The organism is Martelella mediterranea (genome assembly GCF_004342225.1).
GTDB classification, from domain to species: Bacteria; Pseudomonadota; Alphaproteobacteria; order Rhizobiales; family Rhizobiaceae; genus Martelella; species Martelella mediterranea_B.
Genome location: NZ_SMAR01000017.1, coordinates 1 through 14,424 on the forward strand (window position 1 = coordinate 1; position 14,424 = coordinate 14,424).

Here is a 14,424-nt window from a genome sequence, read left to right on the forward strand (position 1 = left end):
GCTCGGGTCATCGGAAATCTCCTTTGACACAAGGAATCACAAATCACACAAAAACGGAATCCCATACGATTCATTCATCGCGCCTGACGCTCTAATGGCCCCTGAGGAAAGAAATCGAATGAGCTGAACCGGAAGCAGGACGGCAAAACGGCCTCAAACGTTCGGATCTGCCTTTTATGTATCATTGGCCTCAGTTGTTTTCGCTTCCGAGGAGCTGGCTTCTGCCTTACGGCGCCTGCGCTCATGCCGTGCATGTGACAGCGCTTTAAGGCGCGTGCGAACGCCACTATAAAGCGTACCAACAAATGCGCGTCCACGGTCCACCTCACGCAGTTCCTGCGCATAGGCAAGCGCCAGTGCATTTCGGTAGCTTTCCAATCCCTCGCTCAGGCTTGCTTCGACACGGCGCATGACCGAAACCCAGACCGGCGAAACAAGAAGCGAAATAGCCGTCACAGCGATCACGAGCCTGTAGAGATCCTGATTGAGCGCAGCTGCTGAAAGCCCGGCAGCAGCCAGCACAAAAGAAAACTCACCAATCTGCGCCATAGAAAGTCCGGCAATCAGCGCTGTCTGGGCAGAAGACCCGGTCCAGCGCAAGAACATGACATTCAGCACCGACTTGGCAGCGACAACACCAAAAGCCACAAGCAAAACGCTGAACAGCTGATCCCAGATGAACTGCAGATCGATCAGCAATCCGATAGAGAGGAAAAAGATGACCAGAAGAACGCTCTGGATTGGCTCAACCACAGGAATGATACGGCTGCGCAACGTTGAATTGCCCACACAGATACCAGCCAGAAATGCACCATAGGCGGGTGACATACCGGCAACGCCGGAGATGGCGGCGGCAGAAAAGCATAACGCCAGCGCGCCGAGCGCAAGCAGCTCCACCTTATCCTCGACCTTGTCGGAAAACGGCACTTTCAACTTGCCAAACCGACTGAAATACCAGAGCAGACCGGCCATGATGCCAACGGCCACGACAACCTTTATCAGCGTCTGGGTGACATCAAAGCCGTCACCGCCAAAGCTCGATACAAAAATCAACATCGGAACAACGGCAATATCCTGCGCAATCAGCACGCCGACCGCGATTTTACCTGCATCGCCGCGCAAAGCTCCCATTTCATCGAGCATCTTCATCGCAACAACGGTCGAAGAGATTGCAAACACAAAGGACAGGATCACGACCTCACGCGTCGTCGCCTCCAGCGCAAAGCCTATAATGCCTGCCAGTATGGCCGCCGTTGCCAATTGCCCCAGCACCACAAGAAGCGCCTGCTTCAGTGAGAGAACAAAGGCACGAATCGACAATTCCATGCCGATGAAGAACAGCAGAACCACAACGCCCATCTCACCCAGAAAAGCGATATCGGCATCCTCGGAGATCAGGCCGAACCCCGTCGGCCCAAGAAGAATCCCGGCCAGAATGAAACCCACGAGGGGCGGTTGCCGCAACCAGAGAAAGCCAAGCCCTGCCAGCGCTGCGACCGCAATCACAAGTGCTATCGGCACAAACGCACCGCCATGCGCTCCCGCCTGGTTCACTGCTTCATGGACCGCTGTTTCCATCTGAATATTACTCCGTCTGGCCGGTTTCAAGAACCGATGCCGCTGCAGGAAACTCAACCAGTGACATCAGGCGTCAAACATCCGGTCTAATCACAAACCTTAAAAATCAAACTAACGGCACTATCCCCCACCCTGAGACCACACCTGATATGTGCCGCATGATCGCAAAACTGGCACAGAGTAGTCTTCGGCTCAGTTTTTCCACCGTTCAGGACAAGAATGATAAAGATTGGTGCTGGTTCAGCTGCACCGCAACAACGATTTTTCTTTGAACATGGCGTGATCTGTCATATGATCGATACACAACACGATGGAGGAGACGACATGAGTTTATCACGGTCCCTGCATACTATATTGATCGGCGCCGCCTTCGCATTCATTGCGTTTATGTTGTTCGTTTAAGCGGCCCTGATACAAACCTGCAAAGACATCGATATTTATCCGGTTCCTGCGGGAACCGGACAAGGCATTTCTGCGTTTCGTTACTGCGAGCAATAGAAGAAAAAATCTGTCTCAGCCGCAGATCTGCCGAAATTGGCGCGCCTTGTTCAAGCGCTTCAGGCAGGCGTCACGTATGAGCCAGAGAAATTCACAGAACCGGAGGTATCGAAATGTTTGAACGCGGCATATCGGCCAATGAAATTCTTGAGAAAGTTCGTCCTTCCGAGCATTCTCACCATTTTACCGATACCCTTCGCGGTGAAGTGAATGCACTGAGCAACGTGGCGCGCAAGCACCCCGCCGCAAGTGGATCCACGCTCGCAGCTGTCAGCCTGGTGGCCTTCGGACTTGGCTTTTTGGCCGGACACCTCGAAAGCGATGCGCGCAAGCCTGTTAAAACGTTTTTCAAAAAGCGTCGGCGACGCTTCGGACGCGGCGCACGCCGTGGCCCATTCGCCTGATCCTGCCCTGACGATCCATCGGGGGCAAGGCAGTCTGCCGTGGTCTAAATTCTGGCGGGCTGTCTGACGTGATAGGCGCGGTCAAAACCAAGCAGGCTCGCAGCCGGTCACGACGCAAGATTCCGCTCGATTGTTACCGCAAGGGCTGACTGGATCGAAGCAAGAAAACGAGATGTCAGTGCAGGCTATACACTTAAGCGGACAGGATTTTGCAAGATTTCCGCTACGTCTAAGAAGATGAAATCACTTAGAAAATGGTCGGGGCGGCGGGATTCGAACCCACGACCCCTTGACCCCCAGTCAAGTGCGCTACCGGGCTGCGCTACGCCCCGACCTACCGTAACGGTGCGTTTCCTCTAGACTTTCGCCGCATCAAGCGCAAGAGGCAAATTGCGGTTAATCTGCAAAATCGGAAAATTTGCCTTGATGGGCGTGCTAGCGGAACGAAGCTCCCACGAGATGTTGGCAGCGCGGTCGCTACACAATCGGGCTGCCCCTACAACCGGTCCTTTTAGGAGCAGCACCAGTGAAGGTGCGTCTTGTGACCGTGGACATGAGACTTCCGCGACAAGACTGCCGCGCTTGATCCCCACAGCAGCGTGCTTTCCGAAAATCGGAATCGATTTTCGGAAAGCACGCTGCGTAAATTCAATAAGTTAGAGCGACCTTTTTGCATCCGAATGGATGCACGGCGCTCTAATCGAGAAAGCGGAACTGAGAGGCGATCCACCAGACTTCTGCACAAATGGCAACAATCGCTACACCAAAGTGATAGCTTTTTCGCCGGACAAAAATGCTGGCGATGCACATGAGGCAAAGAAGTGTCTGGCGTATTGGGTAGATGGCTCCGAGGGCCTGAAAATATGTTGCGCCTTTCAGCGCGGAATCCAGCATATCGACCATAAAAATGGCTGCGAGAAGTCCGTAGAACCATTGCTGACGGGAGTGAAAATAATCCCGGTAGCCAGCATATTCTTTAAGGTCATCGGGAAATAGTAAAGCCGAAACGAAGAAAATCAACGCCGCATAGCCAAGCACAAACACATACTCGCTGAAATGCCAGCGCGTGACCCGGTAAAGACCAAATTCAAACCACCAGAAATGGATGACAGTCAGAAGCATAAAGAACACCCACGCCAGATGCGGGAGATATATCTTATTGCGGGCCGGGTGCTGCACAAAGCGGGAGAGGCCGGTGAGCAAGCGCGTTACGCTCAGCCCGGTTACAACACCAATAACAATCCGCACATGGGTAAAAGCCTGCGGGTCTGATGTAACACTGGTGGCCAAAACCGGTTCACTCATATGTCGCCTCTGTCTCCGACAGATCTCTCACTCTTTCACCAGCCGAAGCTCTAACCGGTCCCGAATGCAAAAGGATGGCATTCTGACGCAAGGCGCTGTCATGCCGATGCCGGGCGGAAAACGTTGCATATCTCAAAATCGCAACATGCCTTGCTTATTGCGTTTTATCAGATCAAACCCACCCGGTCGATAAAGCACTTTCCCAGTCCTTCATACCGCTTTCGCGCGCCAGCGCGACAGAGCGCCGGGTATCATAGGGCACCTGATGGAAGGACGGTTGCCATCCCCGTTCGGTCTTTTCAATGGTCGCATAGGCTGCAAACGGGGTTGCGGTTTCAAGCTTATGGTCAAATGGCAGAAAGTAAGAAAAACCCGGACAACCGACGCTGCCGGGGTTAACGATCAGACGACCATCACTCAGCCACACCGACCGGGCAATATGAGAATGCCCGCAAAGCATCAGAGGGTAGTTCACACCTTCAGCCTCGGCCTCGATCTCAGCGAGCGGCCTGAGTGTAAACTGCCCGGTTTCCAGAAGCGTTTCCGTCCACATGACCTGATCGCTTGCCGGTGTGGCGTGACAGAGATAAACGTCATTTGCGACCACAAGTGCGGCCGGCATGTCGCGAACCCATTGCAAATGCTCATCAGACAGCTGGCGATAGGCCGGCTGCTCCCAGTCGCCCATTGCCTCAAACGGCCGATCGACAAGTGCGCGGTCATGATTGCCCCGAACCGTCGGCAGATCGAGCGGCATCAGGCGTTCGGCGGTCTCACCAGCCAGAAGCGGCGAAGAAAAGCTATCACCGAGATTGACGATAAGGTCGGGCTGATGGCGCTCGATATCCGCCAGAACCGCATCCAGTGCATCGACATTGCCGTGGATATCCGCAATCGCTGCAATCTTCATAAAACTCAGCTCCCCCGATAGGTTGAGTAGCTGTATGCGGAAAGAAGCAGCGGCACATGGTAATGCGCCGTTTCATCGGCAATCGTGAAGCGCAGCGGGATATCTTCCAGAAAAGCGGGCTGAGCAGACGTCGCCCCGGTCCGCCTGAGATAGTCCCCGGAATGAAAGACCATCTCATATTGACCGGCCTCGATCTCTTCCGGCTTCAGAACGGCCCCGCCATCAATTCGGCCATCATCATTGGTGAAAACGGTTTTGATAAACTCGCGACCGGCGCGACCGACCCGGTAGACGTCAATTTTCATGTCATCGGCCGGCTGGCCGATTGCGGTATCGAGTACGTGTGTTGTCAGTCCGGTCAAAGTGGGCTCTCCTCGATCACAAACAAAGCTGGGTAGAAATACTCTTCGAGATTGTGGCCGGGTCCGGCACGATCCACAACCAGAAAATCACTTGTTTCACCAAGTGTCATCAGTGGATGATGCCAGACATTCGCGAAATAGTTCACGCCCTGCCCTGGCTCGGCTTTGAAAACACGCGGCTTACCCGGCGTCCCGCCCATATCTTCGGCGACGATTACCAGAAACGGGCGCCCGCTCAGTGGCGAGAAACTCTGGCTTCCAAATGGGTGCCGCTCCATCATATCGACATGATAGGGAAACTTTCGCGGCTCTCCGCGAAAGATACTGATTGCCACTGTCGCGTCTTCTCCAAGCGCCTCGGCCGATGACAGCGCGTTGAAGCGCGCTGTCGTACCACCATTGATCATCACGACTTTTTCCGGATCGGGCCAGACGACATCACCAAACGGGCGGAACAGTTCCGGCGTCAGAGGCTCGATTGCAAGCCGGATGCTCATCAGCCCTTCACCCCGTAAAGCCGCAGGCGGCTCACGCCTCCATCGGGATAGATAGCAAACCGGACATGCGTCACCGGCCCAATGTCGCTGATAGCACCGCCGCTGATTTCGTGGATATGGTCAGCCTGAAGCTGAGTCTTATCCAGAACAGGCGTCCAGTTTTCACTGTCTGCTATCTGCGCATCGGTGAAAACATCGGGCTGGTCTGGCAGGTTGGCTCCCAAAAGCGCGCAACTGTGCGGGAAATTCCCTTTGAAATGGGCTGTATCCACGACCATACGGCGAATGATCCCAGGATGACCAAGCTTCAGGATCACCCAGTCATGACCCGGCCCGCGCCGCCGTGCGGTTTCCCAGCCATCACCCATATTGACACCCCGACCGGGGGCCAGCATACGATCAGGATGACCGAAATGGGCATCAGACCAATGCAGCGCATGCGTTCCACCAAAAATATAAGCCAGATCGACTTCTTCGCTGGCGCCGACCTTGTTCCAGTTGAAATAAGCAGAACCGTAGGCTCTCAAACGTGCAATTCCGCCATCGGGATACATATGGATACGCAGATGCGTAAACACCATCTGACGCTTTTCCTGATCCAGCTCGACAAAATGATGGCTGCTCGGCCCCAGATCGGTCACACCCAGAATATCCTGCCAGTCGGCGTTGGCATCCGGTTCTCCGCTTTCCATGAAGCAGCCCTGTATCGAGCACTGCGGCGGATAGTTTCCGGTAAAGTGGGTGGTATCGATATCGAAGCCCCGAATGCGCCCCGGCATGGCAAGGCGGATAATCGCCCAGTCATGTCCCGGCTCGCGTTTACGGCGGCTTTCCCAACCGTCCATCCACTTGCCATGTTCATCATATTCACCCGGCAGAAACACCGGTGAATCATCCTTCAGCATACGCGCCAGCGGGGCGAAAAACTGGTCAGTTGCATAAATTGCGCGCGCACCCAGCCGTGCCGATGCCAGATTGATTGCGCCAATGGCAAAATCCGGCAGGGCGACACTTTTTTCTTGTTCAGACATTCATCACTCCGAGAGAAGGGCTTTTAATCTTATTTCGGCGATCTTCTCGACCTGCTGACAGGCATCAGCCTTCTCCGCATCGGCAGGATTTTCAATCCGGCGCCGAAAAGCGGCAAGAATATCGTCCTTATCGAGCCCTGAGACTGCAATTATGAAAGGAAAACCGAACTTATCTATATAGGCAGTGTTGAGTTTCGTAAACTCTGCGTGCTCGGCCTCTGACAAACGATCAAGACCAGCACCCGCCTGTTCCTTGCGGCTGTCTTCGGTCAGATCACCAGCAACAGCAAGCTTGCCTGCCAGATCCGGATGCGCCCGAAGAACTCCAAGCCGCTCATCCGAACCAGCGGCACGAAAAACCTCGCAAAGCGCGGCGTGAACACCTTTTGCGGTCAACGGCTCGCAAACGAGTCCCTGATCATAAGCGCGTTCCGCAATAAACGGGGAGTGCTCGAACACACCACCAAAACGGCGAATGAATTCATCACGCTCAATCATGCAGAGGCTCCTTCCGGATAATGTTTTTCATGCCAGTGCCGCGCAATATCCACCCGGCGTGGCAACCAGACCTTGTCATGGTTGAGCACATAATCGAGGAAGCGTTTCAGCGCGGCAGCACGGCCCGGCTTGCCAGCCAGACGGCAATGCAGACCAACCGACATCATTTTTGGCATCCCTTCGCGCCCTTCTTCATAAAGCGTATCGAAGGCATCCTTCAGATAATTGAAAAACTGATCTCCGGCATTAAACCCTTGCGGTGTCGCAAACCGCATATCGTTGTTGTCCAGAGTATAGGGAATGCGCAGGAACGGCTTGCCCTCCGGTGTACTGACCCAATAGGGCAGGTCATCGTCATAGCAATCGGACGAATAGAGAAACCCGCCCTCTTCCATGACCAGCTTCAGCGTATTATCCGACGGTTTCCCCTGATAGAAACCGTAAGGGCGCTCTCCGGTGACTTCCGTATGAAGCCGAACAGCTTCAAGAATATGAGCGCGTTCAGTCTCTATGTCGAAGTCTTTATACTCCAGCCAGCGCAACCCATGGCTGGCAATCTCCCAGCCAGCTTCTTTCATCGCCGCGACAGCTTCCGGGTTGCGGGCCATCGCCACGGAAACCCCATAAACCGTTGCCGGAACCCTGAACTTCGTGAAGGTCCGCCACAGTCGCCAGAATCCGGCTCGCGAGCCGTATTCATAGAGCGATTCCATGTTCTGGTTTCGCTGCCCAGGCCACGGGGCTGCCCCGACGATTTCAGATAACAGGCACTCAGAGGCGGGATCACCATCGAGAATGCAGGATTCTCCACCCTCTTCATAATTAATGACAAATTGCACCGCGATACGGGCATCGCCCGGCCAGAGCGGGTCAGGCCCTTGCCGTCCATAGCCAACGAGATCACGCGGATAGTCGCTCAGATCAGCGTACATTGATTCCCCTATGTTATTGATCGCGCAAACGTTAGCACTGTCGACAACATGTGGAAAGCCGCAAGCGCACCCGCTCGATGCGGCCAAAAGGCGTCAGGCTGTCTGCCGTGCTGGCAAAGCCCCCATGGGGTGCAGTGAGTGCACGATGAATGGCGCGCCTGGCTCTTCCTCGACAAACAAAGCAAGACTGCCGACTTCAACCGGCTCAAGCAGAACCGGCCCGAAGAATTCCCGAACAAGGCGTTCAATCCGGTCAGCGTCCTGAGGGGGAAGCTTGCCTGTCAGTGTGAGATGAAAATGAAAGGCTGACATGACATCCGGCTCACCCCAGCGATAAAGATTGGCAAACTGCGTTGGCGTCAGATCACCCGTATCACGACGTTCAAATTCAGCATCGCTCATCGGCGCACGAAAATAATCAAGGTCACTGACGACGGACGCAGCCAGCGCATCCATAGCCGGAGCGTTGACCAAAGGGGATAATGTGAGCATATCGCGAAATCGGGTGACCGCAAGGGGAGACAATAAAAACGGCTCCCAGCGCGTCGCAAATCGCATCAGGGCATTGAGCAGCATGGCCTCACTCAGCCCTTCGGCCAGAACGAACGGTGACTTAAGCATCGCCTGAAAACCATAACGACGAGGCACAGCGGTATGATAAGCGATTTCATGCAGGCCACAGCCCCTGATGAACTGTGGCTCAAAAGAAACGTTTGAAAACGCATTTCGGCCAAGCCAGTTCGCACCGACAATGCCAAGAGCATCATAGGGCGGCGGCGTAAATGAAATTACGTAACGTTTTTTCTCGGCGCACATCGTCATCACATGAAAGCATTATTATTCTGTATTTCATGATATACGCGTGTTTAGTGACACCGATACGACAGAATTATCTTACAATATTATAATTCCAAGCGATTTTATTGCGCTCTTTTCAAATAAATCTGAATATCAAATATATCCGGAAGCTGTTTCGTCGCTTCCTCTTTACAGCAGGCAAGCTCAATAGCGTGCTGCGCCAGAACATGCGCAATACCGAACGATGTTTTAAAGCCACCGCCCAGAGCAATGATATCCGGATAAGAGGCAATCTGACCGATCATCGGCTCACGATGCACACCGCGTGGGCGAAGCCCGGCCCAGCGCTCGATGACCGGTGCGTCAGCGAGAATGGGCACGGCTTTGCGAGCCTTCGCGATTAACGCCTCAAGTTTCTCGTCTGTATCAAGCTCAGTTTCGAATTCATCTTCACTGGTCGAGCCGACGGCCACCTGACCGCCTTCATGCGCGATTACATAAAGACCGTCATCAAAGAGAACCGGCAGCGCCGGATCAAGTTCGGCCTTCAGGAGAGCAGCCTGTCCCTTTACCGGCCGTCCGAGCGGCTTTCCAGACGGGGCAAAAAGCGGCTGCAGCAGAGTGAAGGCTTCGACACCGGCAGAAACAATCAGTTTGCCAAAGGCAATCCGACCACCATCTGCGAGATTGACATGATTGCTCTTCTCACTGATTCCGGCAACACTGGTGCCCTCGCAGACACGAACATGCCGCGCCTGCTTCAAAAAGTGGCAAAGAACACCGACCATGCTGCGTGGAAAGACATGTGCGGCAAAATCCTCAACCACATAGGCCAGGACATCATCCCGTCCCGCTGGCCAGCCATCAGCCGGGCTCTCATTGACCACCGACCAGCGAAATGACCGCTGCCCTAAAGACCAGTTTTCTGCAGCAGCCTGCTCTCGCAAAAGCGCGGTCTTCACCTGCCGCTCGCTGTAAAGCGGCATGATGCGCCCTGAGCGCCGGTATCCGGTTTTCTGGCCTGTTTCAGCCTCAAGCTCTGCAGCCAGCGCCTCCAATGAAGCCAAAGCCTCAAACTGGAACTGCTTCTTCTGATCCCACTGATCCGGCATATAGGCCATCAAGGCGCCAAGAAGACCATTACTACCGCCCTGCCCCAGCAGGTCGCGCTCCAGCAGCAGCGTATTAATGCCCGCTTTTTCCGCAAAATAGGCAGCCCAGAGCCCCATGATTCCACCACCGACGATGACGAGATCGGCAGCAATATCGGTGCAAGGAGATTGACGGGCAGAAGGTGACGTTCTATCGGCTTTTTCCATGTGCGATGCGGACCACAAACACGATCAGGATGCAAGCAAAACCGGCACGTCCGGGAAAGGCAGCGGCTCGGCCCTGGAGTGGCATGACGGCGACATGCCGTTTTCGCCCCTGTTTCAGGATCATTATTATTCAAAGGCTGATGGCCGCGCTGAATGTAATCATGTTTTCATCGGTGCCAACCGCCTTCCAGAACGCTGGCCGAAAAACGACACTTTCCGCATCGGCGAGCTGGGTTTTGGAACCGGGCTGAACTTCTGCGAAACAGCAAGACAGTTCCGTCTGGCACGCCTGCCCGATGCGCGACTTGAGTTCATCTCGTTCGAGCGTTTCCCTATGAAGGGCAGCGAGATTGCAAAAGCCCTGTCGCACTGGCCGGAAATCCAAAAAGAAGCGAACATGCTGGTGAAGAACTGGCAGGACACCCCGGATGACGTGATCGAGATCGCATTTGCCCCGAATATCAGGCTTCAGGTTTTCTGCGGCGATGCCTTCGAACGCCTTTCCAGTTTTCCGGGCGCCTGTGACGCATGGTTTCTCGATGGCTTCGCGCCATCGCGCAATCCGGATATGTGGACAGGCCCATCGATGCAGGCCGTTTTTGATCACACAATCACGGGCGGTACGTTTGCCACCTACACCGCTGCCGGTTTCGTGCGCCGTCATCTTATCGCAGCAGGCTTTGAGGTAGAAAAGCGCCCGGGCTTTGCCGGAAAGCGGGAAATGCTGGCTGGCATAAGGCCGGTATCGGGCAATGTCTGAAAGGTTTTGCTTGACTTTTAGCAGCCCAGCGACCATTTAACCGACAGCTTTCCACCTTTTCGCATGCCGCGTGAGCATGCCCGTTGGATGATAAACCTGCACTCACAGGTTCCGACAAGTTTGGGTCAAGCGCCACAAAAGGTCGGGTCACACGGATTCGACGCGCGGGAAGGCATTTTTTACCCGACAAGTTCCCACTTCACGCGGGGGTCTTGAAACCAAACGTGACCGGCGGCGAATTTTCGCCCGGCCGGAATGCGTCTTGGTATGCCTTGAAAGGCGCTTTAGATTTGACAAATTTTGACCAACTTGGCCTCAGCGGCCAGATCGTTGCCCGTATTGCCCGCGAAGGTTATGAAACACCGACGCCGATTCAGGAAAAAGCCATTCCGCTGGTTCTGGAAGGCAAGGACCTGATGGGGCTGGCACAGACCGGCACCGGCAAGACTGCAGCCTTTGGCCTGCCGCTGATCGACATGTTGCTGGCCAATGGCCAGAAGCCGCAGCCGCGCAAGGCTCGCTCCCTCATTCTGGCTCCGACCCGTGAGCTTGTGAACCAGATTGCGGAGAACCTGAAAATTTTCGCACGCAAGACGCCGCTGAAGATTTCGATCGTGGTTGGCGGTGCTTCAATCAATCGCCAGCAGCATCAGCTTTCCAGCGGTACAGATATTCTCGTCGCCACGCCGGGCCGTCTGCTCGACCTGCTTGAGCGCAAAGCGCTGTTTCTGGACCGTGTGGAACATCTTGTACTGGATGAAGCCGACCAGATGCTGGATCTGGGTTTCATCCACGACCTGAAAAAGATTGCATCGCTGGTGCCTGATGAGCGCCAGACCATGCTGTTTTCAGCAACCATGCCGAAATCGATCGCCGATCTTTCGAAACGCTTCCTGACCGATCCGGCGCGCGTTGAAGTCAGCCCACCCGGCAAAACAGCGGACAAGGTTGATCAGTCGGTCCACTTCGTTGCCGGAAAGGCAGACAAGACCGAGATTCTGAAGAAATCTCTGACCGACCATCCGGAAGGGCGAACCATCGTTTTCCTGCGCACCAAACATGGCGCTGAAAAGCTGATGAAACATCTCGATTCCAAAGGTTTTTCAGCCGCTTCCATCCATGGCAACAAGAGCCAGGGGCAGCGGGAGCGTGCGCTCAAGGCGTTCAAGAGCGGTCAGGTCAATGTGCTTGTGGCAACCGACGTCGCAGCGCGCGGTATTGACGTTCCAGGTGTCACACACGTCTACAACTACGACCTGCCGGAAGTGGCTGACGCCTACGTTCACCGTATTGGCCGTACGGCACGTGCTGGCAATGACGGCAAGGCGATTGCCTTCTGTGCACCGGATGAAGCCAAGCTTCTGCGCGACATTCAGCGCCTGACCGGCGTTGAAATCTCAGTCGCCAGCGGAGAACCGCATGCCATGGCTGACCGCCCTGCACGTGGACGCGGCAATGGAGCAGGCCGTGGACGCGGTGGACCGCGCAAGCCTGGCAATGGCAACCGCCGTAGCAGCGGGCCTCGGCAAAGCGAGGCCCGTGGCGGCAACCGTGATGGCGCACCAAAGGGTGCGAAGCCGCGCCGCCAGCGTCCGCACCGTGGCGAAAATCGTCAGAGCGCCTAATCCGCCTCGGCATGAATGCTTATAGCAGAAGAAGACGCGGCCCTGTGCTGCGTCTTTTTTATGTCTGCGGGAGGCTCAGCTTCGTCATGCGCCCGTCGTCGACAGGATACACCTGACCGGTAATAAACGCAGCGTCTTCGGAGGCCAGAAAAGCCACCAGTGCGGCAACCTCTTCCGCGCGTCCTGTGCGGCCAAGCGCGTGAATCTTGCCGATGCTGCGCCTAAACGCAGCCGATGCGATTGCTTCAGTCTTGGTGGCGGCCGGAAATCGCACGGTAAACCGATCGTCGTCTGCTGCAACATGACGGATAGTACACGGTGAGATAGAATTTCTGCCCATTTATTAGCCTGGGTGGCTTCACGAGTGCCTGTTTTCAGCGCGCTGCGCCTTAACCAATCCCGAAATTCCTGACGCACACAATGAGGCACGCTGCTTGCATTGACACTAATGTTGTATTCAAATGCTGCCAGAACAACCGGGGGAAGAATACTTTGCCATTCGATGAAATGATGACCGCGGAAAACAGCCCGCGCGAACCCTATAAAGACTATTACGACTGGTACACCCAGCAGAACCCTTCCCATCTGATCGCCAAATCCCGTGATGCTGAGAATATCTTCCGTAAAACCGGGATCACATTTGCAGTTTACGGCCATGCTGACTCGTCTGAAAAGCTGATCCCCTTCGATATTGTTCCAAGGGTGATCGCCGGTCGCGAGTGGCGCAAGCTTGCCGCCGGGATCGAGCAGCGTGTGATTGCTCTCAATGCATTCCTCAAGGACATTTATCACAAGCAGGAAATCATCAAGGCAGGACGCATTCCCCGCAGAATTATTGAGGAGAATGACGCCTATCTGCCCCAGATGATCGGTTTTGAACCACCAGGTGGGGTCTATACGCATATTGTCGGCACAGACATTGTGCGCACCGGCGAAGACCAGTTTTATGTTCTGGAAGACAATGCCCGCACACCTTCGGGCGTTAGCTACATGCTGGAAAACCGGGAAACGATGATGCAGATGTTCCCGGAGCTATTCTATAAAAACCGGGTTCGCCGGGTTGAAGACTACCCGCAGCTTTTACGCCAAAGCCTTTCAACGCTTGCGCCCCCCGGTTTTTCCGGTACGAGACCGCGCGTCGGCGTGCTGACACCGGGCGTCTATAACTCCGCTTACTACGAGCATTCGTTCCTTGCCGATATGATGGGCGTTGAACTTGTCGAGGGCTCTGATCTGCGCGTGATTGATGGCAAGGTGAAAATGCGCACCACCCGCGGATATGAAGCACTGGACGTCATCTATCGCCGTGTGGATGACGACTTCCTCGATCCTATGACATTCCGTCCGGATTCGGCTCTGGGCGTTCCCGGTATTATGGATGTCTACCGCGCAGGACATGTAACGATTGCCAACGCACCGGGCACCGGCATTGCCGACGATAAGGCGATTTATTCCTACATGCCTGAGATCGTTGAGTTCTATACCGGCCAGAAGCCACTTCTGGAGAACGTTCCCACCTGGCGGTGTTCCGAGCCTGAAAGCCTTGCCTACGTGCTGGACAACCTCGCGGATCTGGTCGTCAAGGAAGTGCATGGCTCCGGTGGATATGGCATGCTTGTTGGCCCGGCGGCCAGCAGGAAGGAACTTGCGGACTTCACTGCCAAGCTGAAAGCCAGGCCTGCCAATTATATTGCCCAGCCAACACTTTCGCTCTCGACAGTGCCAATTCTGGCCAAGAAGGGGATAGCCCCGCGCCATGTTGATCTGCGCCCGTATGTTCTGGTTTCTGACCGTGTCAGGATCATGCCGGGTGGCCTCACCCGCGTGGCGCTGAAAGAAGGCTCTCTGGTGGTGAATTCCAGCCAGGGTGGCGGAACCAAAGACACCTGGGTTCTGGAGGACTGATC

At 55.0% G+C, this 14,424-nt stretch carries 14 protein-coding genes, 1 tRNA gene and 1 pseudogene; 4 read left to right on the top strand and 12 right to left on the bottom strand.

The annotated features are described in order from the left end of the window. Window positions 1–174: 174 nt before the first annotated feature. A complete protein-coding gene (locus EDC90_RS11685; RefSeq protein WP_132311754.1) occupies window positions 175–1,578 on the bottom strand; it encodes a cation:proton antiporter in 1,404 nt (467 codons plus the stop codon). Window positions 1,579–2,189: 611 nt separating this feature from the next. On the opposite strand from EDC90_RS11685, the gene EDC90_RS11690 reads away from it, so the two are divergent. Beyond that, the gene (locus EDC90_RS11690; RefSeq protein WP_132311756.1) at window positions 2,190–2,480 is read left to right on the top strand and encodes a hypothetical protein; all 291 of its coding nucleotides are present in this window, start codon (window positions 2,190–2,192) and stop codon (window positions 2,478–2,480) included. 255 nt (window positions 2,481–2,735) lie between these two features. Here the strand turns inward: EDC90_RS11690 and EDC90_RS11695 are convergent. The 10 genes from EDC90_RS11695 to EDC90_RS11740 form a co-directional block, all read right to left on the bottom strand. Continuing rightward, window positions 2,736–2,812, bottom strand: a tRNA-Pro gene (locus EDC90_RS11695). A gap of 364 nt (window positions 2,813–3,176) precedes the next feature. After that, the gene (locus tag EDC90_RS11700) at window positions 3,177–3,785 is read right to left on the bottom strand and encodes a hypothetical protein (RefSeq protein ID WP_132311758.1); all 609 of its coding nucleotides are present in this window, start codon (window positions 3,783–3,785) and stop codon (window positions 3,177–3,179) included. Between the two features lie 172 nt (window positions 3,786–3,957). After that, window positions 3,958–4,695, bottom strand: a complete 738-nt coding sequence (locus EDC90_RS11705) for a metallophosphoesterase family protein (protein ID WP_132311760.1) — start codon at window positions 4,693–4,695, stop codon at window positions 3,958–3,960. A gap of 5 nt (window positions 4,696–4,700) precedes the next feature. Next, a complete protein-coding gene (gene uraH, locus EDC90_RS11710) occupies window positions 4,701–5,057 on the bottom strand; it encodes a hydroxyisourate hydrolase (RefSeq protein WP_132311762.1) in 357 nt (118 codons plus the stop codon). Continuing rightward, window positions 5,054–5,554: an ureidoglycolate lyase gene (locus tag EDC90_RS11715; protein ID WP_132311764.1), complete on the bottom strand. Its 501-nt coding sequence runs from the start codon at window positions 5,552–5,554 to the stop codon at window positions 5,054–5,056. Before EDC90_RS11715 ends, uraH begins: the two co-directional genes overlap by 4 nt. After that, entirely contained in the window at window positions 5,554–6,585 is a 1,032-nt protein-coding gene (gene alc, locus EDC90_RS11720) for an allantoicase (protein WP_132311766.1), read from the bottom strand. The genes EDC90_RS11715 and alc overlap by 1 nt, the downstream gene beginning before the upstream one ends. A 3-nt stretch (window positions 6,586–6,588) precedes the next feature. Continuing rightward, complete coding sequence (gene uraD, locus EDC90_RS11725; protein WP_132311768.1) at window positions 6,589–7,083, bottom strand: 2-oxo-4-hydroxy-4-carboxy-5-ureidoimidazoline decarboxylase; 495 nt, start codon at window positions 7,081–7,083, stop codon at window positions 6,589–6,591. Beyond that, window positions 7,080–8,015, bottom strand: coding sequence for an allantoinase PuuE (gene puuE / locus EDC90_RS11730; RefSeq protein WP_132311770.1), 936 nt, complete (start codon window positions 8,013–8,015; stop codon window positions 7,080–7,082). The genes uraD and puuE overlap by 4 nt, the downstream gene beginning before the upstream one ends. Window positions 8,016–8,108: 93 nt before the next feature. Beyond that, complete coding sequence (locus tag EDC90_RS11735; RefSeq protein WP_132311772.1) at window positions 8,109–8,831, bottom strand: DUF1045 domain-containing protein; 723 nt, start codon at window positions 8,829–8,831, stop codon at window positions 8,109–8,111. A gap of 104 nt (window positions 8,832–8,935) precedes the next feature. After that, entirely contained in the window at window positions 8,936–10,132 is a 1,197-nt protein-coding gene (locus tag EDC90_RS11740) for an NAD(P)/FAD-dependent oxidoreductase (RefSeq protein ID WP_132311774.1), read from the bottom strand. On the opposite strand from EDC90_RS11740, the gene mnmD reads away from it, so the two are divergent. Next, window positions 10,131–10,892 carry a tRNA (5-methylaminomethyl-2-thiouridine)(34)-methyltransferase MnmD gene (gene mnmD / locus EDC90_RS11745; protein ID WP_165972814.1) on the top strand — a complete coding sequence of 254 codons (762 nt, stop codon included), beginning with the start codon at window positions 10,131–10,133 and terminating at the stop codon, window positions 10,890–10,892. The two genes, EDC90_RS11740 and mnmD, sit on opposite strands and share 2 nt — an antisense overlap. Window positions 10,893–11,218: 326 nt before the next feature. Beyond that, window positions 11,219–12,505, top strand: a pseudogene (locus tag EDC90_RS11750) (DEAD/DEAH box helicase); the annotation flags it as partial. 70 nt (window positions 12,506–12,575) lie between these two features. Here the strand turns inward: EDC90_RS11750 and EDC90_RS21430 are convergent. Next, window positions 12,576–12,857: an SDR family oxidoreductase gene (locus EDC90_RS21430; RefSeq protein WP_132311778.1), complete on the bottom strand. Its 282-nt coding sequence runs from the start codon at window positions 12,855–12,857 to the stop codon at window positions 12,576–12,578. Window positions 12,858–13,009: 152 nt separating this feature from the next. On the opposite strand from EDC90_RS21430, the gene EDC90_RS11760 reads away from it, so the two are divergent. Then, window positions 13,010–14,422: a circularly permuted type 2 ATP-grasp protein gene (locus EDC90_RS11760; protein WP_165972815.1), complete on the top strand. Its 1,413-nt coding sequence runs from the start codon at window positions 13,010–13,012 to the stop codon at window positions 14,420–14,422. Window positions 14,423–14,424 lie beyond the last annotated feature (2 nt).

Excerpts from the sequence above, each read along its gene's own strand:
- EDC90_RS11685 (WP_132311754.1), bottom strand. The coding sequence starts at position 1,578 with ATGGAAACAGCGGTCCATGAAGCAGTGAACCAGGCGGGAGCGCATGGC.
- EDC90_RS11690 (WP_132311756.1), top strand. The coding sequence starts at position 2,190 with ATGTTTGAACGCGGCATATCGGCCAATGAAATTCTTGAGAAAGTTCGT.
- EDC90_RS11700 (WP_132311758.1), bottom strand. The coding sequence starts at position 3,785 with ATGAGTGAACCGGTTTTGGCCACCAGTGTTACATCAGACCCGCAGGCT.
- EDC90_RS11705 (WP_132311760.1), bottom strand. The coding sequence starts at position 4,695 with ATGAAGATTGCAGCGATTGCGGATATCCACGGCAATGTCGATGCACTG.
- EDC90_RS11715 (WP_132311764.1), bottom strand. The coding sequence starts at position 5,554 with ATGAGCATCCGGCTTGCAATCGAGCCTCTGACGCCGGAACTGTTCCGC.
- alc (WP_132311766.1), bottom strand. The coding sequence starts at position 6,585 with ATGTCTGAACAAGAAAAAAGTGTCGCCCTGCCGGATTTTGCCATTGGC.
- uraD (WP_132311768.1), bottom strand. The coding sequence starts at position 7,083 with ATGATTGAGCGTGATGAATTCATTCGCCGTTTTGGTGGTGTGTTCGAG.
- puuE (WP_132311770.1), bottom strand. The coding sequence starts at position 8,015 with ATGTACGCTGATCTGAGCGACTATCCGCGTGATCTCGTTGGCTATGGA.
- EDC90_RS11735 (WP_132311772.1), bottom strand. The coding sequence starts at position 8,831 with ATGTGCGCCGAGAAAAAACGTTACGTAATTTCATTTACGCCGCCGCCC.
- mnmD (WP_165972814.1), top strand. The coding sequence starts at position 10,131 with ATGTGCGATGCGGACCACAAACACGATCAGGATGCAAGCAAAACCGGC.
- EDC90_RS11740 (WP_132311774.1), bottom strand. The coding sequence starts at position 10,132 with ATGGAAAAAGCCGATAGAACGTCACCTTCTGCCCGTCAATCTCCTTGC.
- EDC90_RS21430 (WP_132311778.1), bottom strand. The coding sequence starts at position 12,857 with ATGGGCAGAAATTCTATCTCACCGTGTACTATCCGTCATGTTGCAGCA.